At 41.7% G+C, this 26,561-nt stretch carries 25 protein-coding genes and 1 pseudogene; 15 read left to right on the top strand and 11 right to left on the bottom strand.

Going from position 1 to position 26,561, the window contains the following annotated elements:
* From L2737_RS19105 to L2737_RS19055, 11 genes and pseudogenes are all read left to right on the top strand, one after another.
* Positions 1–426, top strand: a pseudogene (locus tag L2737_RS19105) (acyl-CoA thioesterase); the annotation flags it as partial.
* 98 nt (positions 427–524) lie between these two features.
* Positions 525–1,346 carry an outer membrane lipoprotein carrier protein LolA gene (locus L2737_RS19100; protein ID WP_248956791.1) on the top strand — a complete coding sequence of 274 codons (822 nt, stop codon included), beginning with the start codon at positions 525–527 and terminating at the stop codon, positions 1,344–1,346.
* Entirely contained in the window at positions 1,346–3,892 is a 2,547-nt protein-coding gene (locus tag L2737_RS19095) for an MMPL family transporter (RefSeq protein WP_248956790.1), read from the top strand. The genes L2737_RS19100 and L2737_RS19095 overlap by 1 nt, the downstream gene beginning before the upstream one ends.
* Positions 3,893–3,908: 16 nt before the next feature.
* Positions 3,909–5,183 carry an NAD(P)/FAD-dependent oxidoreductase gene (locus L2737_RS19090; RefSeq protein WP_248956828.1) on the top strand — a complete coding sequence of 425 codons (1,275 nt, stop codon included), beginning with the start codon at positions 3,909–3,911 and terminating at the stop codon, positions 5,181–5,183.
* Positions 5,184–5,185: 2 nt separating this feature from the next.
* Positions 5,186–5,767, top strand: coding sequence for a DUF3261 domain-containing protein (locus L2737_RS19085; protein WP_248956789.1), 582 nt, complete (start codon positions 5,186–5,188; stop codon positions 5,765–5,767).
* Between the two features lie 91 nt (positions 5,768–5,858).
* Positions 5,859–7,133: a beta-ketoacyl-[acyl-carrier-protein] synthase family protein gene (locus L2737_RS19080; protein WP_248956788.1), complete on the top strand. Its 1,275-nt coding sequence runs from the start codon at positions 5,859–5,861 to the stop codon at positions 7,131–7,133.
* Positions 7,126–7,611, top strand: a complete 486-nt coding sequence (locus tag L2737_RS19075; RefSeq protein ID WP_248956787.1) for a hotdog family protein — start codon at positions 7,126–7,128, stop codon at positions 7,609–7,611. The genes L2737_RS19080 and L2737_RS19075 overlap by 8 nt, the downstream gene beginning before the upstream one ends.
* Before the next feature lie 62 nt (positions 7,612–7,673).
* Positions 7,674–8,408, top strand: coding sequence for a 3-ketoacyl-ACP reductase FabG2 (locus L2737_RS19070; protein ID WP_102526787.1), 735 nt, complete (start codon positions 7,674–7,676; stop codon positions 8,406–8,408).
* Complete coding sequence (locus tag L2737_RS19065; RefSeq protein WP_102526786.1) at positions 8,405–9,637, top strand: beta-ketoacyl-ACP synthase; 1,233 nt, start codon at positions 8,405–8,407, stop codon at positions 9,635–9,637. Before L2737_RS19070 ends, L2737_RS19065 begins: the two co-directional genes overlap by 4 nt.
* Positions 9,638–9,677: 40 nt before the next feature.
* Entirely contained in the window at positions 9,678–10,433 is a 756-nt protein-coding gene (locus L2737_RS19060; RefSeq protein WP_248956786.1) for a hypothetical protein, read from the top strand.
* 341 nt (positions 10,434–10,774) lie between these two features.
* Complete coding sequence (locus L2737_RS19055) at positions 10,775–11,137, top strand: rhodanese-like domain-containing protein (protein WP_248956785.1); 363 nt, start codon at positions 10,775–10,777, stop codon at positions 11,135–11,137.
* Here the strand turns inward: L2737_RS19055 and L2737_RS19050 are convergent.
* The 4 genes from L2737_RS19050 to L2737_RS19035 all read right to left on the bottom strand — a co-directional run bounded on the left by L2737_RS19050 (position 11,127) and on the right by L2737_RS19035 (position 13,829).
* Positions 11,127–11,579, bottom strand: coding sequence for a thioesterase domain-containing protein (locus tag L2737_RS19050; RefSeq protein ID WP_248956784.1), 453 nt, complete (start codon positions 11,577–11,579; stop codon positions 11,127–11,129). The genes L2737_RS19055 and L2737_RS19050 overlap by 11 nt on opposite strands.
* A gap of 12 nt (positions 11,580–11,591) precedes the next feature.
* Positions 11,592–12,056 carry a D-aminoacyl-tRNA deacylase gene (gene dtd, locus L2737_RS19045; RefSeq protein WP_102526783.1) on the bottom strand — a complete coding sequence of 155 codons (465 nt, stop codon included), beginning with the start codon at positions 12,054–12,056 and terminating at the stop codon, positions 11,592–11,594.
* A gap of 44 nt (positions 12,057–12,100) precedes the next feature.
* On the bottom strand, positions 12,101–12,670 hold the full coding sequence (locus L2737_RS19040) for a hypothetical protein (RefSeq protein ID WP_102526782.1): 570 nt from the start codon (positions 12,668–12,670) through the stop codon (positions 12,101–12,103).
* Positions 12,671–12,824: 154 nt separating this feature from the next.
* Positions 12,825–13,829 carry a virulence factor BrkB family protein gene (locus tag L2737_RS19035; RefSeq protein WP_102526865.1) on the bottom strand — a complete coding sequence of 335 codons (1,005 nt, stop codon included), beginning with the start codon at positions 13,827–13,829 and terminating at the stop codon, positions 12,825–12,827.
* An 87-nt stretch (positions 13,830–13,916) separates the two neighbouring features.
* On the opposite strand from L2737_RS19035, the gene L2737_RS19030 reads away from it, so the two are divergent.
* The 3 genes from L2737_RS19030 (at position 13,917) to L2737_RS19020 (ending at position 16,371) form a co-directional block, all read left to right on the top strand.
* A complete protein-coding gene (locus L2737_RS19030; RefSeq protein WP_102526781.1) occupies positions 13,917–14,138 on the top strand; it encodes a hypothetical protein in 222 nt (73 codons plus the stop codon).
* 29 nt (positions 14,139–14,167) lie between these two features.
* The gene (locus L2737_RS19025) at positions 14,168–14,815 is read left to right on the top strand and encodes a DUF2959 domain-containing protein (protein WP_248956783.1); all 648 of its coding nucleotides are present in this window, start codon (positions 14,168–14,170) and stop codon (positions 14,813–14,815) included.
* A gap of 365 nt (positions 14,816–15,180) precedes the next feature.
* Entirely contained in the window at positions 15,181–16,371 is a 1,191-nt protein-coding gene (locus L2737_RS19020) for a GGDEF domain-containing protein (protein WP_248956782.1), read from the top strand.
* Between the two features lie 145 nt (positions 16,372–16,516).
* Here the strand turns inward: L2737_RS19020 and L2737_RS19015 are convergent, their stop codons facing one another.
* The 5 genes from L2737_RS19015 to L2737_RS18995 all read right to left on the bottom strand — a co-directional run bounded on the left by L2737_RS19015 (position 16,517) and on the right by L2737_RS18995 (position 23,648).
* Entirely contained in the window at positions 16,517–17,410 is an 894-nt protein-coding gene (locus L2737_RS19015) for a hypothetical protein (protein WP_248956781.1), read from the bottom strand.
* 188 nt (positions 17,411–17,598) lie between these two features.
* Positions 17,599–18,120 (bottom strand): prepilin-type N-terminal cleavage/methylation domain-containing protein, encoded by a 522-nt coding sequence (locus L2737_RS19010; RefSeq protein WP_248956780.1) that lies wholly within the window; start codon positions 18,118–18,120, stop codon positions 17,599–17,601.
* 51 nt (positions 18,121–18,171) lie between these two features.
* Entirely contained in the window at positions 18,172–19,752 is a 1,581-nt protein-coding gene (locus L2737_RS19005; RefSeq protein WP_248956779.1) for a sensor domain-containing diguanylate cyclase, read from the bottom strand.
* Positions 19,753–20,068: 316 nt separating this feature from the next.
* Positions 20,069–21,286 carry a dicarboxylate/amino acid:cation symporter gene (locus L2737_RS19000; RefSeq protein ID WP_248956778.1) on the bottom strand — a complete coding sequence of 406 codons (1,218 nt, stop codon included), beginning with the start codon at positions 21,284–21,286 and terminating at the stop codon, positions 20,069–20,071.
* A gap of 100 nt (positions 21,287–21,386) precedes the next feature.
* Positions 21,387–23,648: a carbohydrate-binding family V/XII gene (locus tag L2737_RS18995; protein WP_248956777.1), complete on the bottom strand. Its 2,262-nt coding sequence runs from the start codon at positions 23,646–23,648 to the stop codon at positions 21,387–21,389.
* A gap of 297 nt (positions 23,649–23,945) precedes the next feature.
* Between L2737_RS18995 and L2737_RS18990 the strand changes: the two genes are divergently transcribed.
* Positions 23,946–24,893 (top strand): LysR family transcriptional regulator, encoded by a 948-nt coding sequence (locus L2737_RS18990; protein ID WP_248956776.1) that lies wholly within the window; start codon positions 23,946–23,948, stop codon positions 24,891–24,893.
* A 62-nt stretch (positions 24,894–24,955) separates the two neighbouring features.
* Here the strand turns inward: L2737_RS18990 and L2737_RS18985 are convergent, their stop codons facing one another.
* Entirely contained in the window at positions 24,956–25,627 is a 672-nt protein-coding gene (locus L2737_RS18985) for a hypothetical protein (protein ID WP_248956775.1), read from the bottom strand.
* Between the two features lie 63 nt (positions 25,628–25,690).
* Positions 25,691–26,561, bottom strand: an 871-nt coding sequence (locus tag L2737_RS18980; RefSeq protein WP_248956774.1) for a hypothetical protein, incomplete at its 5' end; no start/stop codon positions are given.

The following is a 26,561-nucleotide window of genomic DNA, read 5'->3' as shown; positions in this document are numbered from 1 at the left end:
ATGAAAGCCATTTTCAGCACCGAACTCGCTATGGTGGTGCCCTTTCATGATGTGGACTCAATGGGCATCACTTGGCATGGTAACTATTTACGCTATTTTGAAGTCGCTCGCTGTAAATTGCTCGATGAACTCGGTTATAACTACCGTCAAATGATGCACTCAGGTTACGCTTGGCCCATTGTGGATACTCAGCTTAAATATGTAAAAAGCAGTACCTTCGATCAGCACTTAATTGTGCATGCTGCCATTGTTGAGTGGGAAAATCGCCTGAGGATCAACTATCAAATTCACGATGCTGAAACCGGCCAGCGAATAACAAAAGGCTATACCATCCAAGCAGCGGTAGAAATCGAAACCGAAGAATTGTGCTTTGTCACCCCAGCTGTATTTAGGCAGAAAATTTTACCGTTGTTAGCTGAAGGTGAGCTAAAACAAGAATTAGCTGCTGAACTTGCCAGTCATAGCCAAGAAGTAGCGCAAAATGCCACTGCAAATGAAACCCTTATTAATAAGAGTGTCAGTTAATGAGAGCCTTACTTACCGCAATCATTGCTATAACGCTGCTTACTGGTACTGCGATAGCTCAACCAACTGCAGCCATTACAAGTCAAGATGAGACTGAGACTGAGACTGAGTCTGAGTTATCCAACCTGCAGTTAGCTACGCTATTTACGACGCCTGCGACCGCTGCACAACTCAACACCTTAGCGCAGAACCTTCAGCTAGGTGAACAAGCTAAAGGTGAGTTTCAGCAAACACGTTATCTTGCGGTACTTAAACGCCCACTTAAAAGCGCTGGTCAGTTTATTTTCAGTCAAAATATCGGCTTACTTTGGCAACAAACCTCTCCTTTTAATAGCACCTTATTACTGAAACAAAATACCCTGATTCAACAAGATAGCTTAGGCAATATCACTCAAAGCAAAGCCAATCACACCAGCGCTGCCACGGCTGAGCAGTTGCCGCAATTGATGCAAGCATTGTTAACGGGTGATCTTGATGTATTAGCTCAAGACTTTGATTTATTTATGTTTGAAGCGGCTAATGAAACACCAGATAACAACTCGGAAAACACTGACTGGCAACTGGGCTTAGTGGCAAAAGATCCATTAATTCAACAAGCCATTGGCGCGATGGTGTTAGAAGGTGGCAATGTTAATGGTAAGCAGCAAATTAATCGCCTTACTATGCTATCAAGCCTTCCCCAAAAACAAGCCAGTGCCACGACGGATAAAACCCTTATTCATTTTTCAAATGTCGTCCAAGAACTGACTGAAGAGGATGTGCAAAAAATGACACTCTTGCCAGTCACAGCGACTGAAGATGCCGTTAGTGAAGCCAAGTAATGTCCAAACTGGCTAGTTGGTTTAACTCACCCAAACAAGCTGTTCCACGCTTTATCATCTGGTGCTTATTGATTGCGCTAGTGAGCGCTTATGGTGTTTTGCTATGGCAATCAGGCGCTAAAATTCAGAGTAACATTTTGGCTATGTTGCCAACGCTTACTGAAACCCCATTAACCCAAAAAGCACTTGATAAGGTTGAGCAGCGCTTAGCAGATCAGGTATATATTGGTCTATTAGCGGACAACAAGCAGCAAGCTATCAATGCTGCAACTCACTTAATCGAGCAGTTACAACAGTCACCCGATGTATTTACCGATATCCGCAGTGGCGAAAGTCAGCAGATGCAGACATTAAGTCAATATTACTTTGATAAGCGCTTTTTTTTACTGACCGATGAGCAATACGGGTTGCTTGCTGATACTGAACACTCTGCAGACTGGCAGCAATTATTACTCGCAGCTCAGCAGCAACTATACAGTAGCTTTGGCTATGCCAGCAGTGCATTGCTGACTCAAGATCCTTTACTGCTTTTTCCTGACAATCTCATTGCGCTCGCTCCTACACAAAAGCTCACGAGTGAACAACATATTTTATTGGGTAAATCTGAGCAAAAATTTGTGGCTATCGTTATGGCAAAAGGCGTTAAGAGCGCCTTTAACCCTGATGGTCAGCAGCAACAAATGACCGTATTAAATGATGCTTTCAGCTCGCTCAAACCTGTTAATTCACAACACGCTCCCAATTCATACCGCGGTGATAATACCGATATTGAAGTCTTGAAAGCGGGAACCTTATTTCATGCGCAAGCGGCAACCGATTCCGCTAAGTTTGAAGTATCGACCATTGGCTCTTTGTCGTTACTCGGCGTGATGATATTAGTTTGGCTAGGGTTTAGAAGTGTGATGCCATTAGCGCTTGCCGTGCTGACCTTATCTAGTGGTTTCTTGTTTGCAGCGGTTGCCACCCTGTCTATATTTGGTGAATTACACTTGCTGACGCTGGTGTTTGGCACCAGTTTGATTGGCGTTGCCATTGACTATAGTTTTCACTTTTACTGTGAAAAGCTATTGTTAAATAAACCTAACGCCACAGCAGTCATCAATAGAATTTTACCTGCAATGACACTGGCTTTATTAACCAGCGCCATCGCCTTTATTGCGATCGGAATGACACCATTTCCAGGTATGCAACAGGTGGCAATATTCTGCGCGGCAGGTCTGTTGGGCGCATATTTAACGTTAGTCTTTGCCTATCCATTATTAGCTAACTCTCGACTCCCCACCTCATCGTTCTTGCTGGTTTGGGCTGAGCGGTATTTGCAATGGCTCACTAACGTTACGACTCACAGCGCACATGCAAATTTGAAAGTATCTGCGGTGGCATGTGTTATTGCTCTCTTCATGATTGGCGGGATATCCACACTCAAAAGTAACGATGATATTCGTAACTTACAACAAAGCCCTGAACGGATTACCACTGAAGAGAATAAACTCAGACAAGTACTAAGTGGCGGAACGGATAATCAATTTATCTTGGTCACGGCAAATGATGAACAAGCCTTACTCAACGAACTCGACAAAGCGTCAACCTTGCTATCTGATGCGGTTGTTGCCAACGAAATCAGTAGTTTTGTTAGCTTAAGTCGTTACTTACCGAGTGTGGAGAAACAAAAGCAGAACTATCTCGCTTATCAGCAGTTATACCATCATCATTTAGATGAGATTATTGACGCTCTTGGTTTAGATGAATCGCTTAAAGCAGAGTTGCTGAACCAGCTTGCCCTGAGCGAAAACCAGTATATTTCTCCAGATTCTGTGCTCAATATTGCCAGCAATGATTTGGCCAGTTTGTGGTTAAGCCCTAACGCAGAAATGAGTACAACAACTCCTATAACAGCGAATATAACAGCGAATATAACAGCTAATATAAAAACGGATTATCAAGCCAGTTCGAACAGTGAATCACATCAGTTTGGCAGCATAATTTTATTAGGCGGGATTAATGATTTATCCGCGCTCACCATTCGCGCAGAGCAAAGTGGTTTATCGGTTAACGTTATCGATAAAGTCGGCGAAATATCTAATCTCATGGCACAATTTAAGCAGCTGACCTTACAATTGCTGGTCTTAGTCTGCGTCGTCGCAATATTCATTTTTAGTGTTAAATTTGGCATAAAGCTGGCCATCGGTATTGTATCTGTACCTGCGAGCTCGATACTGCTTACATTAGCTAGCCTTGGCGTCGTCGGCTCACCACTGAGCTTATTTCACGCATTAGCATTGATCCTCGTGTTAGGGATCGGCATTGATTACAGTTTGTTTTTTGCCTCGGTAAAATCAAGTTCTCCAGCTAAGGCAAGTGGCGTGATGATGGCAGTCTTGATGTCCGCCTGTTCAACCTTATTGGCTTTTGGCTTATTGGCCTTTAGTCAAACCAATGCGATACATTATTTTGGCCTCACTTTATTATTTGGCATTGGATTCACTTTTTTACTCGCCCCCTTGATAAGTATAATAACCAGAGAAGTAGTACATAATGGTAAATAACCCTGTAGGTTCCAGTATGGATGCACCACAAGAGACACCGCGAGACATAAATATCGATGTCGTCATCATCGGCGCAGGGCCTTCAGGTGCAATTGCTGCAAGTTTACTTCATCAACAAGGCAAACAAGTGCTTGTACTTGAAAAGCAGCATTTCCCACGCTTTTCAATTGGCGAAAGTTTATTGCCTTATTGCATGCAGTTTATTGAACAGGCAGGCATGCTTGAGGCGGTTGAACAGGCAGGATTCCAATTCAAAAATGGCGCGGCATTTCGTCATAATGGCACTTACACCACTTTTGATTTTACCGAAAAATTTACTCAAGGTCCGGGAACGACATTCCAAGTTCAACGAGGACAGTTTGATAAACTACTCGCAGATACCGCGGTTTCACAAGGCGTTGAAATTCGTTATGGGCATCAGGTTAATGATATCGATTTAGGTCAAAATGCTTCATCTACGTCAATTTTAACAGTGACAGATGAGCACGATAGCGTTTATCGCGTCACCGCCAAATATGTGCTGGATGCCAGTGGCTTTGGTCGAGTATTACCAAGGTTATTACACTTAGAAAAACCGTCTAATTTACCTGCTCGCAGTGCCATTTTTACCCATATCGAAGATAACATCACTGATGCTAGTTTTGATCGCGAGAAGATTCTCATCAGTGTTCACCCTAGTCAAAAAGATATCTGGTATTGGCTTATCCCATTTAGTGATGGACGTTGTTCAGTCGGTGTTGTTGCTGAGCCTCATTTAATTGAGCATTGCCAAGGCGATCTTAAAGAACAATTATGGCAACTACTCAACGAAGAACCCGGCTTAAAAGCTCTACTGAGCAATGCCAAAGTATTGCAGCCTTGCGCCAGTTTAAAAGGTTATTCGGCCAATGTATCAACCTTAGCGACATCGCAGTTTGCACTATTAGGTAATGCTGGAGAATTTTTAGACCCAGTATTTTCATCAGGTGTGACGATTGCCATGCAGTCAGCATCAATGGCTGTTGAGACCTTAATAAAACAACTTGATGGCAATGAAGTCGATTGGCAGCAAGATTACGCTGAGCCATTAATGCAAGGCGTGAATACCTTCCGCACCTATGTTCAAGCTTGGTACGATGGTCGTTTTCAAGATGTCATTTTTTATGACGACCCAAACCCAACCATAAAACAAATGATTTGCTCTATCTTGGCAGGCTATGCTTGGGATACAAACAATCCGTTTGTAAAAGACTCTGAGCGTCGACTCAATATGATTGTCGACCTGTGTCGCGACCACAATAAAGCGAGTTAATTATGTCTCGAATCATTGCTTTTTCGGTTGTCATTATGGCCATATTTGTTTCTGGTTGTAGTCAACAATTGCAGCGTCAAACTTGCGTTAAACTGACACCAGAAGTGAATTATTGCCTTGCACCTATGCTGCAAGCGCCAACCAATAATGAACAACTGCTCAGCCAAAAAATCAGTTTTACTCATGGCGAAAAACACCACGAATTACTGACTCAATTGGAACTTAATTCAACCCAAATGACTTTGGTGGGTCTTGCGCCAATCGGCCAGGCTTTATTCACAGTGACCTTTGATGGTGATGAGGTCATCAGTCAGCAAAACGTGCTTATGGGTGAGGATTTTAAGGCAGAGTATTTGATGGCGATCATGCAGCTGATATATTGGCCTCATGAGCAAATTAATCCGTACTTTAACCAAGGTGAAATGCATGATATCGATTGCACTAAGCAGCGCTGTAGTGCACTTATAGTCAATGACCAGCAAGCCATCACTATTGATTACTCTAATACGAATCCTTGGCTTGCTGAGGTAATATTGCATTTCCCAGCCGCAAATATCACCTTATCGATATCGCCCTTATTATGATGAAAATGGTAAAAACGAAACAGGTTATAATCAATATGCTTGTAACCAAAGTGAATAGTAACCATCACCAACAAGATAAAAGCCAATGACGATGAGCCGTTCCATAGCAATTACACAAATTGGACTATGTACTCCATTAGGCCAAACTCCTGAATCTGTATTAGCACATTTACTTGCTGGTAATACTGATTTTATGGTGCCGCGTGATGAGTTAATGTTTAATGCAACCACTCGCGTAGGCGCTGTCAAAGATACTGACTTGTTGGCGATACCCGAAAGGCTTGCGCAGTATAATTGCCGAAACAACCGATTATTGTTCACAGCTGCAATTCAGTTAAAACAGAACATTGAGCAAGCCAAAAGACGATTTGGTCACGATAGAATAGGCATTGTAATTGGTACCAGTACATCAGGTATTTCAAAAGGCGAAGCGGCGCTTGATTATCATCAGCAAAACGGTCATTTCCCATCGAGCTTTCATTACGCCCAACAAGAACTTGGTAGCACCAGTGACTTTTTACGCCAACTCTTTGAGCTAACAGGCCCTTGCTATACCGTTTCAACAGCATGTTCTTCTAGCACCAAAGTATTTGCCAGCGCCCAACGATTACTTAATGCTGATTTATGCGATGTCGTCATTGTCGGTGGCGTTGATAGCTTATGCCAATTAACATTAAATGGATTTAATTCCCTTGAGTCTGTTTCTAAAGGCCTCTGCAACCCTTTCAGCCAAAATCGAGATGGGATTAATATTGGCGAAGGTGCAGCGTTATTCCTACTGCAAAAAGCGAATACCCTAGATAGTCAGCCTGAGGTGATGCTTGCTGGTATCGGGGAGTCCTCTGATGCACACCATATTTCAGCGCCGCACCCTCAAGGTTTAGGCGCGATTGCAGCAATGAAAGCTGCACTTAATGATGCCGATATCAATGCAAGCCAAGTGTCATACGTCAATTTACATGGCACAGCGACCCCTAAGAATGATGCGATGGAATCAGTCGCCATGCATCAAGTGTTTGCAGGCGAAATAACAAATACTATTTCTAACACGAGTACTCAAAATACAATCCCTCTATGCAGCTCGACCAAGCCTTTAACGGGTCATTGTTTGGGTGCTGCTGGCGCCATTGAAGCAGCATTTTGCTATTTGTTATTAAGCTCATTCAACCAAGCTCAATTACTGCCTCCCCACGTATGGGATAAGCAACAAGATCCAAACGATCCAATATTACCTCTTGTTGAGTCAGCACCTTTAAATGGTACGGTTCAGTCAAAGCCACTGAATTATATTATGAGTAACTCATTTGCTTTTGGTGGCAGTAATGCCAGTATCATTTTCGCGAAAGCAGGAAACCAAGATGTCTGAAAATATTGCAGATAATACTTTACTAGCAAAAAACATTGCTGAGTTTGTGCCCCACAGAGCACCAATGATCTTGATAGATAGAGTCATTCAACACCAGCAAGACAGCCTTATCACCGAAGTGGAAATTACCCCACAAAGTGCTTACTTTAACCACGCTATTAATGGCGTTCCCAATTATGTCGGCATTGAATATATGGCGCAAAGTATTGCTGCATTAGCCGGTGTTGAAGCCCACTTAAGAGATGATAAAATTCGAGTCGGTTTTTTATTAGGCACACGTAAATTAGTCATGCATCAGCCACAATTTACACTAGCCGAAAAGTATCGAATTAGCGTGACAAGGTTATATCAAGAAGACTCTGGTTTAGCGGTATTTGATTGCCAAATATTAGCGGGTGCCACGGTTATCGCCTCAGCCAATGTTAACGTATTTCAACCCCAAGATACCCAAGCGTACATACAAGACAATCAAGTGTAGCCAAGCATAGCCGCTTGCGCAGAACAATCACAGCAAGCTGGCGCTGCACTTTTGGAGAAAACATGACAGCAACGAATAACAGAGTTTTAGTCACAGGCTCAAGCCGCGGAATAGGTAAAGCCATCGCGTTAAAATTGGCCTCTCAAGGTTTTGATATCGCAGTTCACTACCACAGTAATGTGAATGCTGCAGAGCAGACCCAAGCTGAAATCCAGGCCCTTGGCGTTAATGCCAGTTTGATTGCTTTTGATGTTGCAGACAGACAAGCCGCTAAAGCACAAATTGAACAAGATATTGCCCAGAATGGGGCTTATTACGGCGTGATATTAAACGCTGGGATAACCAAAGACACCGCATTTCCTGCAATGACAGAAGATGAATGGGACAGCGTGATCCATACTAACCTCGACGGCTTTTATAACGTTATTCAACCCACTATTATGCCCATGATCCAAGCTAGAAATGGTGGCAGAATTATTACTATGGCTTCTGTTTCAGGGATTGCTGGTAATCGTGGTCAAGTAAACTATAGCGCCTCCAAAGCTGGGCTTATTGGCGCAACAAAAGCACTCTCACTTGAGCTTGCTAAACGTAAAATTACCGTTAACTGTATTGCACCAGGTTTAATTGAAACCGATATGGTAAGTGACTTCCCTAAAGATATGGTTAACCAAATTGTACCAATGCGCCGTATGGGTAAAGTCAATGAAATAGCAGGGCTGGCTAACTTCTTAATGTCTGATGATGCAGCTTATATTACTCGCCAAGTGATCTCAGTTAATGGAGGCATGATATGAGCAATAGAGTCGTTATTACCGGCATCGGCGGCGTTTCAGCACTAGGCCATGATTGGCCAACTATTGCTCAGCGATTACAGCAAAAATATAACTGCGTTGTCACTATGACGGAGTGGGATAAATACCCTTCGCTCAATACTCGCCTTGCAGCACCTGTCACTGATTTTGAACAGCCAAAGCATTATTCACGTAAAAAAATTCGCTCTATGGGGCGAGTGTCCATTATGGCAACACGCGCCAGCGAAATCGCCCTTGAAGATGCAGGTCTGCTAGGTGACCCGGTGGTATCTTCTGGTGACATGGGCATTGCCTACGGTTCATCAACTGGGAGCACTGAGCCCATTATTGGTTTTGGCGATATGCTAAAAAACGGTGATATGTCGGGTATCAATGCCACCAGCTATATTCGTATGATGGCGCATACGACAGCGGTAAATGTCGGGGTGTTTTTTGGCCTTAAAGGCCGCGTTCACACCACCAGCAGTGCATGCACATCAGGTAGCCAAGCAATAGGTTATGCCTATGAAGCCATTAAATTTGGTCAACAGACCTTAATGCTAGCAGGTGGTGGTGAAGAGCTTTGTCCCACTGAAGCTGTAGTGTTTGACACCTTATTTGCCACCAGCACTAAGAACGATGAACCTCAATCCACTCCGAGACCCTTTGATAGTCAACGAGACGGTTTAGTGATCGGCGAAGGCGCTTGTACCTTAGTCTTGGAAGAGCTTGAGCACGCAAAATCTCGAGGCGCAACCATCTATGCTGAACTCGTTGGTTTTGGCACTAACTCTGATGGCTTGCACATTACACAGCCTAATGCCGACACCATGGAAGTGGCTATTCGTCTTGCACTAAAAAATGCCGATGTTGATGCAGAAAAAATTGGCTATGTTAACGCTCACGGCACCGCCACCGACCGTGGTGATATTGCAGAGTCAAAAGCCACTTATGCAGTATTTGGTGAACACACACCAATTTCATCACTTAAAAGCTACACAGGACATACCCTCGGCGCATGTGGTGCGCTAGAAGCTTGGGTCAGTATTGAGATGATGAATGCAGGCTGGTTTGCTCCAAGTCTTAACCTTGATCAAGTGGACCCAGAGTGTGCACCGCTTGATTATATTAAGGACGACGTCCGACCGATTAACACCGACTATGTCATGAGCAATAATTTTGCTTTTGGCGGCATAAATACGTCATTAATCTTTAAACGGTGGCAGGCATAAATGCTTGCTATGACTCTACACTCATTCATAAGGATATAGAATGAAACTGCTACTCAATACACTCTTGAATACACTCATCATTAGCTGCTGTTTATTCAGCTCTATGACATTAGCGAAAACCTACACCACAGAAGAGTACCAACAGATTTTTGCGGGTGATGATACCTATAAACAACAGCAAGCTGTTGAATCAATGATCTTGGTGGGGCTTGAAGACCCAAGTATCTACAACACCATCCAAGCAAAAATTGTCGCCCAAATGCATACTGCAACAGATAAGCACGCCATTGATAATACTGCTTGGTTAATTAAGGGCTTAGGATATTCAGGCGACCCACAATACCATGATTTCCTATTAACCCTCTCTGAAGGGTATGCCCATAAAAAAATCCGTAAATATGCTAAACGTGCCGTTGACGATTTATCTAAATTTCAAGTGTGGAATGTGATCCTTCAAGATAAAACCCACTATGATAATAAGCAGCCACATCGTCAAAATATCTATGCCGCAGCCTTAAGAGGTGACGATTTAGAGTTAATGCGAATCGCAGCTAAACGAATCGCCAACGAATACCTTTTTGACGATTTTATGCTCGAGCAATTAGCGACACAGCTCAAACCAATGCGCTTAATGGATGACAGTAAGCTTGCTATTGATACTTATGCCTGGGTAACTCGCGCACTAGCAAGCTCAGGCAACGAAAAATATAAACCTGTTGTTGAAGCGGTATCACAAACTGCAGAACAGAAAAAACTGAGAAAGTACGCCACTAAATATTTAAGAAAATATTACTAGCGCCCTTATGACAAATCGCTACAGCATCAGTAAATGCTGTAGCGATAAAACTGATCCACCCTACTGCCTACTGCCTACTGCTTACTCACTAATCACTAATCACTAATCACTAATCACTACTCACTACTCAACTTTCCCACGATAAACAGCCCCCTTTAAGTCAACTTGCTAATTGTTCTACCGACACCAATAGCTTGAAGCAATTATTTCAGGCTTGATTTAAACACTTTATTAGAATAATCTTATTGAGATAAATCTTATAGAAATGAATTTTATAGAGATAAGTTTTATAGATAGTCAATAAACGATTCGTAGAGTTAACATTAGCAGGTGGGTTCATCATGACAGACGCAACTATAGTTTCAGACCATAGCAATTTATCAACCGCTGCAACAAAACTAGCAGGCAAACAAGAAACAGATGTTTGCTGGCAGCTCGTTAAGCAAGGCGCGCCGTTAATTGATGTTAGAAACCCTGATGAATTTGCTTTAGGTCACCTGCCTAATGCCATCAATGTTCCATTAACAGAGCTTGCTCAATGGTTGCGCGCACATAAAGCAAAGCAACAACAATTTGTTGTATATTGTGGTGCAGGCATTCGGGCACAAAAGGGCTGTGATATTTTTGAAGCTGAAGGGTTTAGCTGCGCTGTAAATGCCGGTGCAATGAAAGACTTACTGTGTTGTGAGTCACTTAATAACTAACATAAAGACCAGTAAAAGTTGCACAGAGTTTACCTGCGCAATGTAGCTGAACCTCTAGTGTCACTTTCACTTTTCCGCCTGTTTTTAATGCATCAAGTGATGTTGATTCAGGCCAAGTGACACTGACTTGAGGCGCTTGAGTAATAGGCGCGGTATAGCGGATATGGGCATCGGCTAAGACGATATTACCTTCAACCCCATGGACTCGTTGCTGCAGCCACAACATTCCCCAACCCGTTAACGTCATCAGAGTATAAATACTGCCAGCAAACATCGTTTGATGTAGGTTAATATTGGGTGCTAACGGTGCTGTGCAGGAAAATTGATCACCATCAAAATGAACGGGGGTCACTTGCATAAACTGACTCACAGGAATGGTTTGGTGCCATGTCTGCTGCAGCTCAAGCAATAATTTTGCTGTCATTGTTGAGTCAGTTTTCATCGATTAAACCTGTTACACCTGCAAGTTAAAAGTCACTGGGCCATCATTAAGTAGTTCAACTTTCATATTGGCGCCAAATGAACCCGTTTGCGTTGTTACGCCTTGTTCACGGCAAAAGGCGATAAACGCTTGGTATAATTCATTTGCTTGCTCGGGTGTAGCAGCACTGGAGAAACTTGGGCGTAAACCGCGACCGGTATCGGCAGCCAAGGTAAATTGAGAAACGACTAATAACTCTCCGCCAACTTGTTGAAGGTTAAGGTTCATTTTGTCATTTTCATCATTAAAAATGCGGTAGCCGATAACTTTTTTAGCTAACTTGCGCATTTTTTCAAGGTCATCATCTTTCTCGACCCCAAGCAGCACTAATAAACCTTTATTAATACTACCTGTAACTTGCTCAGCCTGTTCGGGATCTTCGCCTTCAGCGGCAATAGTGACACTGGCATGTGCCACCCTTTGGATTAGTCCAATCAATGCTATGTCCTAATTTACGGGATCTATGAACACATTCTACAATATTAAGCGCCTGCGTCAGGCTTAATAACAGGAATTGGCTTAATCAAATCCTCTGAACCTTTTGGCAGTGATTTACCCACTTGCTTAAGGCCTTCATCGGTCCACAACATGAAACGACGTAATTCTTCTAACTCAATTGAATCGACAAATGTAGCTGCACCTTGCACTTGGATCACGCCGCCATTCTCGCGAATAACAAACTTAGCAAAGTTCAGTTTTTGGTTTAATGATCCAATCAATACAAGCAGTTCTTTACTGCCATGTAATTGCGGATGAACAGCAAATAAGCGATTAGTTAAAATTCTATCTACGCCTTGCTCACTCATGCTTGGCTGTAACACAAATTGATTATCACCAAACTGGACAGCCACGCTGGTTGGGCTGAGTTTGGTGGCTAAATAGCTTGATTTCAATAATGCGTTATACAATTCATCAGTGGCTTGCTGATCTGTCATACCTGCCATATTAATCATTGTAGGGGCAGCATTGGTTGCACTTTCTGTTGTTGAATTGTCGGTTGCAGCACAAGCTGTTAAACCTAATACACATGCCGCAATAAGCAATTTTTTCATTTTCGTTCCTTGTAAGTACTTCCGGTATAACCTCATGATGAAGTCATAGCCAATATTTTATTATTATTTACCACTTGGATAGCAATATACCGTGTAGTGCTAGCTTAAGCACAGATAAATTATTCATGTTGTTCATGAACACCTACTGTATCGCTTATCGCTCCGTTGATTTTGTGGCGTCATTTTCTGGGTTAGACACTGCCAGCTCAATCACATCAGAGTGAGAATCAACGTCTTCAATTTCAGCGTTATCTTTACTTGTATTTGCTTTAGCCTGTGCGTGAAGCTGGGCTTTTTTCTTAACTGAAAAAATACCCGAGGTGAGATACTCTGGCAACGCTGCGGTAATTTCAGCGCCTAATAGCACGATGACCCAAGACAAATAGACCCAAACAAATAAAATAGGAATGGTTGCTAGCGCACCATAAATCGCTTCATAACTTGGAAACTGAGTCACATAAAATGCAAAGCCTTTTTTACCCGCCTCAAAGAGTATTGCTGCCACACTTGCGCCAATAAGAGCATGCCAAAAATGCACTTTTTTATTAGGTACCACCATGTACAGCAGCAAAATTGAAGCCACTGAAAATAACATCGGCAAACGCTCCACCATCCAAGTCATTAAGGCCGATATTTCGCTGCTATCAAATACCTTGAGTGACACAACATAAGACGTCGCAACGATGCTCGCCCCCATTAAAACGGGTCCGAGAGTCAATACCATCCAATACATTGAAAATGACACCACATAAGAGCGCTTTTCTGTGGTGCGCCAAATATTATTCAACGCTTTATCAATCGCCGAGATCAACATTAATGCGACAACAACTAAGGCCAGGACACCGACAAAGGTCGCTTTTGAGGCATTATCAACAAATTCATTAATATAAATTTGTACCGTATCCCCTGATGCGGGCATAAAATTACTGTAAATGAAGTTTTCGATCTGACCGCGAATACCTGAAAAACCAGGAAAAGCAGATAACATCGACATCATCACTGCCACCATTGGCACTAACGATAGCAAAGTCACATAGGCTAAATGTCCGGCTTTGACATTGATTTGGTCTTCCTGCAATCTTTGCTTCAGGTGAACTAAAAACCGCCAAATGCTGACATTCATATTTTTTAGATAAGCTACATCTATCTTATTTGTCACAATATTCTCTGATTTATTAATTTCAATTACGCGTTTAACTTCGTACAATGTTATAACACGATAGTTACACTCCTAGGGAGCAATTTAATGTCTCAACAAGGTTCTGCAGGCAATGTTATTGCCGCAATTGCCAGCTTCTTTTTTCCAGGTTTAGGCCAACTGGTTCAAGGGCGCATTATAGCTGCAATTCTATTTTTCTGTATTACAGCAGTAGGTTACTTTTTTTGGGTGTTAATTATCCCAGCGATTATTGGTGCTGTTTTTCATCTTTGGAGCGTTATCGACGCAGCCATATTTAAAGCAGATTAGTGCAACGACAACAATAAAGAGATCAGAAGATGAAGAAATGGATATCACTAGTATTCCTTAGCGTCAGCTTGTTATTAAGTGGCTGCCAAAGTGCCTATTATGGTGCAATGGAAAAAGTAGGCTATCACAAGCGTGACATCATGGTCGATCGCGTTCAAGAAGCGAAAGAGTCCCAAGAAGAAGCTCAAGAGCAATTCAGTTCAGCGCTAGAAGAAATGCAGGCTTTGCTGGCGTTTGATGGTGGCGATCTTGAGGATGCTTACAACAAAGCTAAAAATGAATATGAGTCAGCTCAAGCTGCAGCAGATGAAGTTGGCAGCCGTATTGATAAAGTCGAAGATGTCGCCGAAGCTTTATTTGACGAATGGGAAACTGAAATTCAAGAAATCAGTAAAGCGAGCCTTCGTCGTAATAGCACCAATAAACTCAATGAAACTCAGCGCTCATATAATTCATTAGTTAAGGGAATGCGCCGTGCAGAAGCGAAAATGCCGCCAATCTTAACGGCAATGAAAGACAATATGCTGTACTTAAAGCACAACCTAAATGCCCAAGCAATTGGCGCAATTAAAGGTGAATTTAATAGCTTACAATCTGACATTTCAAGCTTGATTACTGAGATGAACAAATCGATTGCTGAATCAAACAAATTCATCGAAGCGATGGAAAAAGGCTAACTCCGGTCATAACCTCGTTAGACTTACTGCAATCTAAATACTAAGGCGTAACATCGTTGTTTACGCCTTTTTTATTACTTGTCTAATCATAAGATAAAACACAACAAACAAAACTGGGATATTCCGACTTACTGACACTGTCCTAACCAGAATGAGTCACAGTCTCAAAAGTGAGACAAATAGCTATAGAAACCAATCTATTTAACTTATATTTCAGTTTAGTTAGTCCAAGGTCGCTCTGTTAGAGCAGATTTTTAATTTAGGTTTAGCTTTTATCTGTCGGTTCAAAACAATTACATCGTTAATGTAGCCGCAACTTTTTCTTTTCAATTTCGTTTAACGATAGCTTTATTACGGTGGATTTAATGAGCAGTTTAATGCATACCTTGCGCTTTTTTATACTGCCATTCTTTATTACATTTCTGTCATTAGCCTTATTGGCGCATTTTCAGAGTCACTGGATAGATTGGCAAGATACTTTGCATTACGCACCGTATTGGTTACTCGCTGCATCATCATTAATTTGTCTGCAATTCAATCGCAGCCGTCTATTTTATATAGGCTTATTATTACTATGCTTTTATACCCTGCAAAGTCACCGACTCTTTCTTTCCCCTATAATCCATCAGTTTTTACCGCTATTTGGCACTCTGGTCATTTGCATGTTTTGCTTTATTAAAGACCGTGGAGTGATAAGTGTGCATAGCTTTTACCGCATGGGTGGAGTTGTTATATGTGGGATACTGGCTTACCTTTGGGTTTATCTTATCGGACAATACTCACAGGGATTAAATCAATTTCAGCAAAGTTTTGGCCTGAGTGTAGAAAGCTCGCCACTGCATTTATTGCCAATTTATCCGCTAGCCATCGTGCTGATTTTCCGTCTCAGTTGGCACAGTAATCTCGCGCAAACCAGCTTAGGGATCTGCTTACTATTGTGGCTTTGCTATTTTTTAATCCCGACCAATTTACCCTTATCTATCCTATTTTGCGGCATCGCGATTAGCTTCTTATTTACAGTGCTTTTTGACTCGTATTTCTTAGCTTACCGCGATGAGTTAACTGGACTGCCTTCTAGACGAGCATTATTTAACTTGAGCCTAGCATTAGGACGTAAATATACCGTTGCCATGGTCGATATCGACCACTTCAAAAGCTTTAACGACACTTATGGTCATGATGTTGGTGATGATGTGTTAAAACTGGTCGCAGTAAAACTCGCTAAGGTGACCGGTGGCGGCAAGACTTTCCGTTATGGTGGTGAGGAATTTACCATTGTATTCCCGCGTAAAGACATAGACCAAGTCTATTCACACCTTGATGATGTCAGACAGAGTATTGAAGATTATGACATTGTCTTGCGTGATGAGAGCCGTAAAACCAATTCAAAGCAGAGTCGCGGTAAAGCGCCGGTAAAAAAGAAAACCGTGAATGTCACCGTCTCTATTGGCTGCGCTGAACATAAGTCAGACCAAAGCTTTGAACAAAGTATGAAACTTGCTGATAAAGCCCTGTATCGTGCTAAAGATCGCGGACGTAACCAAGTTAGGTTTTAATATCGCCACTCATTAAACCTGACTAAATAATTCCCCCATACCAATCTTATTAAAATCCCTGTTACTCGGATTGAATTGATTCTTAGGGAAAACTTGTACCAAAAGAGCAAAAAGAACAACTAGATGTGAGCTGGTCAATAACGACCTAAAAAGCACTATATTGACAAGGGTTATCGCTCGAAGTACATGCCACAATAGTCACGGCAATGCCTGAAGGTGTTGCTTTTGACTCAGTCATAAAACCATAAGCTTCCACAACCTTTTTCATCACCATATAGTCTTCACTTTGTTGCGATTCAAACTGAAACTTATCTCCGAGAGTAAATATTGGGTCTTCGGCCATGTCGAGGAAATTATTATGCTCATCTTGCAGGGCGATAAATTTATAATGCAGCTGTTCGTCCATATCAATCATGTCAACTTCAGAATTAAACTGCGACTCATCAGAGAATCTATACACTATTTTCGGAGATAAATTCGTCACAAAAATCCTAGTTTGATAGCTTACCTGCATGCCGTGTTTATAACGATTTACCAGATCTGAATATTCACTTTGTTGACGCCAAGTATCACTCACCTTATTAGGCAAGTATCCACTGCCGATTAACTCCCAAGCAGAGCCTGCAACTTGGTAATCTACCGATATATTAACAGGTTGAAAGAAATCGATTTGATACAGTTCTTCTGCGAAAAGGATAAATTGTTCACGGGCAATATTAGTTAGCTTAAGCGGCTTTACTATCGAGCCATCTTCCATCCTGCAGAAACCTTTGGTCGCTGATTTACTATAATCACTACACACTTCCACTTGCAGTTTTTTGACATCAAATTTACGAACGTCAAACTCATTAAAATTAACCACATTAACGACTTTTTGTTCTCTGTCTCTCAGGGCTGATATGGCTGCGACACGATAATCATCACTAGAAACGCACTCATTACATTGCACACTCACAACCGTATTGAACACATTTGCCATCACAGGTGGGCAGATCTGCATTAAAAAAGAGAAAACCGATATTGAAATCAAAACTTTCATTGAGTAAAAATCCATTTTTATACGCGGGCTAGGTGATATTTGAAACGAATGCTGATTTATCTTACGCGATGACCTAATTAACTTTAGATAAAACTCAGCCTTAAAATTCAGTCTTAAAAATTAGCTTAAGCCATCATCGCTGTTGAACATAGTGAATGATAAAGTCAGACTTTGAACCTAAAAAAGAACTAGCACCCCTCTAAATCCCTTTCAACTACCGGGGTTTCCTTTGCGGCCTGCGGCTCAGAGTAGCGGATCTCGCAATCATTCACTGAATAATCTGCAGCAGGTCTAATACGTAAACCACTGCGTCCAGAAATGCTATATGAAGTAACTTCGAAATCATCTCCATCAACGATATTAATAGCGCGGGCAATACCAGCGTTAGTATGTCTCGGGTAACCATAAGCTAGCGTAATGTTTTGGCCCTCTACAACAATACTATTACTAATACCTGAAGCAGCAGCCGTTTCATCACAATCAGCACTAATTACGCAAGCGGAATACACTAAATCTTTAGCGCTGCTAATCGCACCAGACACTCCTTGCATTTGTCCTGCGTATGCATCTTCTTTTAACGAAATAAACTTTGGCGCAGCAATCACTACAAGTATCGCTAAAATAATGATAACCACAACAAGCTCGATTAAGGTGAAACCCTTGTGAGCGTTTGATAAGGGGTTGCTGTAACATACAGATTTTATTGACATATGACCTCTAACGACATTATATAAATTCTAGTATATATTGCGCATGCATGATTAACTCGCGATGGTAACTTTGTTTTTGCCTTGGCGTTTTGCGCGGTACATTGCAGTGTCCGCTCTATGGATCAAGCTATCAGTGTCTTTATCAAAGCCACTTGATAAAGCCAAACCAATACACGCACTAATACAAATCACACTGTCTTCAATAATTACCGGTTCAGAAAATAGTTGCAGTAATTTTTCAGCCGCACAATCTGCAGCAATGATCGAATCCATATTCGGCATTAATACGATAAATTCATCACCACCATAACGAGCAAGAATATCGTGAATAAATAGATGGTTATTGACTTTATCTGCTAAGGTTTTTAGTAATTTATCACCCACTCTATGTCCATATTGGTCATTCACCCCTTTAAAACCATCGAGGTCGATAAACAATAATGAGAAATGTTTTTGCTGCTGTAATAACTCAGCAATTTTATCTCTAATCGCGACCCGATTAGCTAGCCCTGTCACCGCATCATGATTGGCGAGCTGTAAGGCTTTTTCTTGAGCTTCGGCTAAATCAGCGGTGCGATCAGCAACTCTCACCTCTAGCTCTTCTCTTCCATTTCTAATTTCTAATGACATTTGTCTAAAGCTATCAAATAACTTTGCAAATTCTGCGGTATGAAAACCTCTAGGGTGTCTCTGCGTATCCGAACGAATATCAGTGATGACACGAGTTTTAGCCGTTAAAATATCGATAGGTCGAGTAATTAAGCCGACAATCCACCAACTAAACACACTGCATACAATCAGCGATACCAATGCCACTAAAAGAGTAAATTTTATAACGACAAAAGCACGTTGATCGAGCTCAACAAGAGGTTGTGGGATCATGACTCCCCAGCCCGTGGTAGGCACCACATCAAAGCCCGCAATCATGTCCGCTTTTACCGCTGGCGAGTAGAACTGACTTACCCCCGTTTCACCCGCCATCATCTGCTTAACGATGCTCACTTTACTGATATTTTTAGCCTCTGCTTGCCACGTTTTGTTGGGATGAGCCAACACGTTACCTCGCTTATCAACAATTGCCGCATGGCCTTTATCGCCGAACATCACCGCCGATTGTAATTGCTCAATATAAGTGGCATGCATCGTCGCCAACCAAATACGCATATCTGGGGTTTGACGTATCATGTATAAGGTTGGCTGTAGCACACCATTTTTATGAATAGGGGTAAAATGCGCTTCTGATAATTCAGATAAATCAAATGGGTTATTGGCGTCGGTTAGGCTTAAAGGTTGAGAGTTTTCAGCACCATATACGACGTTTTCTCGTTGTCCTTGGGGGTTAAAGACACCAATTGAAACCACATCAACGGTGTTCAATAAATCAAACATGATGCTATCAACACCCTGATGGGAGTTGCTGTTGGTTACTGTAGTAAAAATAGCGAGTGCATCAATCGCATAACGATTAAGTGCTTTGGTAATGTTTTGCGCGAGTAATAGATGCTTGTCATGCACCATATTATATTCGTTCTCAAGAGCTGAATTTGCCGACCAAAATGATATTGCAGTAATGGGGATGAGTGACGTTAAAATCATCACCAAAAATAACAAATGGCGAAAAGAAAGTTTCATTGAGATTCCATGCTCAGGTTATTGTATTAATACGCCTTATACCGACGTTTTATTGCCTTACAGTCTAGAAAAGCTAGGACTAATGTAAGCCTGCTCAACCTGTAAAAAAAATGCTACACATTTGGTGCAGCATTGTTACACACGCTCAAAGAGTGTTCAACCATTAGCACGCAAAACTGAATAGTTACTCTAAAGAAGTGAGAGGATCATCAATAAATATTGAGTTGATACTCAAAATAGGCTTAACAATATAGGTGCTTTTCGGGTGTTCGAGCCTAAAACAAGGCTCGAATGATAGATGAGTTAATATGAAAGTTTATTCAGCAGTGTTTGTTGTAGCTTGATAATGTTTACCATTAATACGTTGAATAATTTGTGTTGCAGTCAAGTCGTGAACCACATTAATGACTGTTGAAGCCGCATCAGTTATCGCGCCTAATACCACCAAAATAGGGATCACTTCTAAAGGCAAGCCTAAGGTAGTAACAATAAAAATCTCACCTAAAAAAGCGCCACCAGGTACTCCACCAATAACAAACGCTGACAGTACAGATATCAAGATGGTTAACATAAACACATCGGAAGTGAACTCCATACCCAATAGCGAATAAATAAATACGATTTTGAGTGCAGTTATCATCGCTGCGCCGCCTTTATTAAGGTTCACCAATAGCGGTAAACTTATCTCAGCGATTTGCTCATTTAAGTCCATTTTGGCCGCAGCCCTGATATTCACTGGTAAGGTTGCTAATGATGAGCTTGTCCCTAACGCTGTCACCGCTGGTTCAAGCATGTTTTGCCAAAAGCGTTTCACTCCTGCTAAACCGCCACCGACCCATGCATAAAGCGTCGAACCTAAGGTTAAATACACCACTGTTGCGACTAAAAAAAGTCCTACAGCTCTTGCAAATGTTCCCATTAATTCAGCGTCTTGACTGGCCATAGTGGCGGCAAAATAAGCACCTAAGCCAATTGGCGCAACATACATTAATATCGCAATAATTTTCATGATCACGGTATTCAAGCTATCAAGTAACGCCGACACTTTACGGCCATCTTCGCCAGATTGACCGATGGCAATACCACTGATTACTGACATGATAATCAGCGCTAAAATGTTCGATTTTGATAACAACCCAACAAAATCATTGGTGGTCAATAAGCTAACAAAGTCCATACTGCCAGCGGCTTCTACGGTTTCCGCAAGTTCTAGTGTGACTCCTTGAGCAGGATCATAGGCGAGTGCCAATAACACAATCCCAATGGCAGGCACCATTGCCATCACCACAGACACGGCCATTATCGAAGCCAAAATAGAACCTAACCTTTTTAAGTCTGTCATCTTCGCAATTGAAGACATCACACTCACGGCCACTAAAGGCACAATAATCATAAACAATAAATTCAGGAAGATTTGCCCAATAGGCTTAAGCTTGATAGCAAATTCTGGCAATGCAGTCCCAAGTAATCCGCCAAGCAATAAAGCTGACAATAAAATAATTGATGACCGATAGGCTTGCAGGGTATTCCACATAAATAATGTCCGTTTATTGTTGTGCAGCTAAATATTTCACTTAATAGTCAGAATAATAAAAAAGCCTGCAACTTGCAGGCTTATTTTCTTATTGGCTCAATTAGCGATGCACACGTCCTCGCCCTTCTCTTGCCATACCTGATTGACGAGCTTGACGAGAGCGATTCAAGCTTTGGTGATCAAAGCCACCACTTGGACGACTGCGGTTTATCGAGTTATTCATATTCGATGGACGTGAAGAAGGCATCGTTGCTGGCATATTTGACGGCCTTGACGAAGGTAACGTCGACGGACGAGTGGATGGCAGCGTGCTAGGTTTACTAATATTACTAGGCTTATTGATATTACTAGGCTTATTGATATTAGCGGGCTTGCTCAAGTCCCGAGTGGCAGGAGCTGTATTCCACTTGCCATCACTGCGGTTCTCCCACTTACCTTGATTATCACGAGCCACATTACCGTGTTTATCTGCAAACACATCATTGCTGCGATTCTTATTGTAAGTGGCTTTTTTCAAGTTTTTATTGGCGACAGCAGGGCTCGCTAAACGATCGCGAGTGGCTGGGCGGTTATACAAATTGTTCTGCTTGCCAATTCTATTTCCATTAATATTTGTAGAATTGATTCGATTAGACACCTTAGTTCGATTGCCCACACTAATACTGTTACCAATATTAATATTGCCGGTATTAATCACCACAGGGCGGCGGTATCCACCACCATAATAGCCACCGCAACATCGATATGGACGGTGGTAGCCGTAGCCACCTCCCCACACAACACCTGCACGGTAAAAGCCATTACTCCAGCTCACGCCCACATTCCAGCCTGTCCAAGGGTTATAACCTACATGTAAGCCCCAGGTTGGTGGACGAGGATAATAGTAACGCCCCCAATATGGCGGGTAATACCAACCAGTGCCATAAATAGGCACGCCGTAATATGGATAAGACCACATATAGCCTGGGGTATAACCCACGTAAACCACTTCAGGGGTCGAGTCATAAACTTGTACGTAAGTGGTGTTATAGACAGGTGAACTTGCCGGAATTTTTGCGATTTCTTCATTCGGAATATCATCAGCAACAATCCAAGGGCCTTTAGCTGATGCCGATGTAAACCACACCCCATTGTCGACGGCGTAATACACTTTGTTGATCAATAAAACTTGGGTTGAAGTGTTAACAGCGTAAGAAACTGAAGTGCCTGTTACCGCCTCGAATTCAGGCTCGCCATCATATTCCACTTCAAGCTTAGCTTCGTCACGTTTAATCGCTGCTGTTTGCGGAATTTGCGCATCTAACATGGCTTGATTTGCTTCATCAGTGCCCGCAACAGAAACCCTTAAACCACCAATATCGGATTCTGGTGGAATATCTTTGAAGCTTTCAGGTAATTTATCCCCGCGCACAAAAGCCCAAGGTCCAGCTTGTTTTTTTGATTTAAACCAGCGACCCGAAAGTAACAGATACATATCACCTGATGTTGTTTCACGGATCCAGGCCGTTTCTGTATTACTGACATATAAAAGTTTGCCATCGATTAAACTCTGCCAATTAGGCGAACCATCAGTTGAAATCAATTCTGTCGGGACATCCGAGGTAATAATATGCGGTGCATTGGCGGTGCTTTTAGCTGGTTCATCCTCCTCGGTATTCACCATACTAACCAAATCTTCAGGTGGATAAAGTGTGACTTGCCATGGCCCCATAGGATTTTCTGCCACATACCAATATGTGCCACTACTTAAATAGAGTTTCTTTGACTGGGTGTCACGGGCAACAGCGAAAGGAGTATTGAGAATACGTTCGTAAGGGCTATTTTCGATTTCCCTAAATTGTGGCTCACCATCGTAAGACAGCAAAACACTCAAGGTAGAACTGAAGATAATCTCTGGTGCATCATTTTTTATATTATCTAAGCTACGTTTTTCTTGCTCCGCCGTTTCTAAGCTGGCGGACAATCGCTCCATTGAGATTTCAAAGCTTGTAGTGGCTAGTGCCTCTGAAACGGTATCGGTAAAGGTTTGCTGATCTTCTTCTGTTGAAGATGGCCAACGCACTTCAGTCACCTGAATATTACGCACGGTTGTTACATCGTCAGTGGTATCAATTCGGGCACTAAACCAAAATGCACCAAATACGGGATCTGTTTGATCCTTAACCTCAAATGACATCGCTGCACGACTTTGTAATACATTGCCATTAAGCGACTCTGGTTGCGGTTGGTAGACAACCAATATCCCCAGTTTCGTCTGAACTTCCTGCGGCCATTCCAGTGCGATTGCGCCATACGAAAAGCCATACAAGACAACACCAACTATGATCTTATGAAACCAACGAGATATAACTGTAGACATCATGCTTATCCTTTGCGTGCTGTAGTCACTAATCTAACCATGTAAGTCACTCTCAGAGTTAGACAACTTATTAAAACGATGCATTTTAAGATTAACGATATGAAGTCATCTAAACAAACAGGCATTAGTACTAAAAAGCAAAAAGACCTAAAAATGATTTGATATTTGAAAGCTTAGTAATTGTATAGTTAATATACAGACATAACAGCCACATATGTAAAAATCTTTAAAAAAGAGATTCAATTGTAAGGTCAAAGAATAAGGAGTAAATTAAACAAAAGTAAAAATATCAGGCGTATCATGGCTAAAAACTTGTTTCAAAACCTTGATTTAAATTTATTGCATGTCTTTTTTATTCTGTATCGAGAACGCAATATGCGCCTTACCGCTGGCCGATTATTTGTAAGTCAGCCAGCTATCAGTAAATCTCTACAAAAATTAAGACACCACTTTGGCGACGAATTGTTTGTTAAGATCCCTTCAGGGCTCGAACCGACTCCTTTTGCTGTCAACTTATTTCAATCGATTAGCCCTGTTTATCAAGACCTTGAACTGGCGGTAAACAGTGTTAATGAATTTGACCCCGCCGCACTAGAAGACACGTTTCACATTGCGCTTTCGCCATTTTTGCTCAACAGCATCGGCAGCAAACTATTTCTAAATATTATGGCATCAGCACCTAAATGTAATGTTCAAATGTATAAATGGTCTACTGATTCATTATCTCAAATTCAGCAAGATCGACTTCATTTAGGGCTCACTTATCAAATACCTGAATTGCCATCTGAAGTGAGTGAGAAGTATATTTCGACAGAACGTTTTAAATGTTACGTTCGAAAAAATCATCCCTGTAAAAAAACTTCTATCAGTTTATCTGAAGCGGCTCAATATGATTTCGCTGCAATTATTGCTGCAGACTGGAATTATCAACAAACGATAGCACAGGGGATCTTCGCAAAAAACAATCTAGATTATCGGGTTAAATTCCGCTCAGAATTACCATCCACCATCTTAGATGTCATTAGTGAAACTGACATGATAGCCCCATTGTCAGGTTTCTTAGATATAAGCCATTATCCTCAATTAAGGGCAATTAAAATTAATGTTGATGAGGGAGTACTTGATTACAAAATATCTACTTATTTTCATTATAAGAACCGCCAAAATCCATTGACGCAATGGTTGAACAATTTGGTATTAAAAACCTTTGAAGAGCAAAAGCAAAAGCAAAAAAGCCCATTAATTTAAATAATGGGCGAGAGCAACCAAATGGTTAAAAGCGGTTATTTTTGATTTTATAATAAATTTTTTTAAAAATTAAAATTAATTCCAAATTCAACTTGGCTTTCTGATGTCACAGGTTCGCCTGGTCTAACTCGGTATTCACCATAGGTGTATTTCACATAAGGTGAAACGTATTTAGGTTTGAACGTCAACATAAAGTCATGACTGGTTATATTGTCATTTTCCACTTCTAAAAATCGGTTACCTGAAAGTAAGCGATCATGATTGAGCGTATAACCCAAATTAACCCATGAAGCAGGACTGTAATTAACACCAATGCTATTACGCCATTCACGTTGGTCAAACAGTCCCATAGAACTACCTATAATACGGTTTGATTCACGCCATTCATGTGCCGTATTAGCAAAAAGCATCCATTTCTGACCTAACATTACACCTGACATTAAACTCACATCATAGATATCAAGTGTATCTGCACGGCCATAACGCCCGCCAATTTCGGTATAGAATTGACCCAACATCATGCCGTAACCAGCACCGACCTCTAAGTAACCCGTTGAATCAACTTCAGCACTAAAGTTCAACTCTTCAGTCACTTGCACACTACCACTCGCTACAGCAATGACTTCATCATTATATTGAAACACCTGCAGGCCGCCAGTTGATTCTGCATTTGCAGCCGAACTGGCAATTGCAACTAAACCAATAATAAATCGCATCATTAAAATCTTTTTCATTTCGTTAATCCTCAAAAAAGTTAAGGAGGCTTTCGCCTCCTTATTCTTGCATTTATCTAAAAATTAACGATTTAGACGAGCCTTAACAGCATCTCTAATCTGAGACACCTTACGACGAAGATTTGATTTCTGTTCAGCAGTCATGCCTTCTGCCATTTTAGCAATTGCTTGACCTTCTTCTGGTACGAAGCCTGGGATAGTGTTGTCAATTGACTCATCTTTATCGATGATTGGACCATCTACAGGAGGAAGAATCTCAGGACGGCCAGGGTTACCATCAATTGGAGGCAACTCTACTTCAGGAGCATCTGGTCCAAAGCCTGGAGCCATATCACCATCGTCTCCACCTGGGTTAATACCACCACCACAGTTTGAAGTACATGGAGCAGTACCATCTATACCATCGTCACGACCTGGCACATTACCGAAGCCATGGTCAAAGATAGGCATGTCAGCAATCTTCTTGATAGTCACTTCACCAGCAGCATTAACGAATACGATTTCACCGTTATCATTCTTGCTTGCGGTAACAACGCGCTCACCGTTTTCATCGATAATGTAAACAGTATCGCCATTACGGATGATTTGATGCTCACCTTGAGTTGGCATATCAGCTTCTGGAGTATCACCATTGCCCCAACCGTTATCAAACATTGGCAAGTCGGCGATTGGTTTAATTACAATGCGACCATTAGAGTCTACTGCTACAATTTCATCGTTGTCATTCTTAGTGATTGTAAGCACGTTATCACCGTTAGTGTCTTGGACGTAAACAGTGTCGCCATTACGGATGATTTGATGCCCACCTTGAGTTGGCATGTCTGCTTCTGGAGTATCACCATTGCCCCAACCGTTATCAAACATTGGCAAGTCGGCGATTGGTTTAATTACAATGCGACCATTAGAGTCTACTGCTACAATTTCATCGTTGTCA

Source organism: Shewanella electrodiphila (genome assembly GCF_023283985.1).
In the GTDB taxonomy this organism is placed as follows: domain Bacteria; phylum Pseudomonadota; class Gammaproteobacteria; order Enterobacterales; family Shewanellaceae; genus Shewanella; species Shewanella electrodiphila.
The sequence above is the reverse complement of the archived record's forward strand: the minus strand, read 5'-3'. Positions and strand labels throughout refer to the sequence as shown.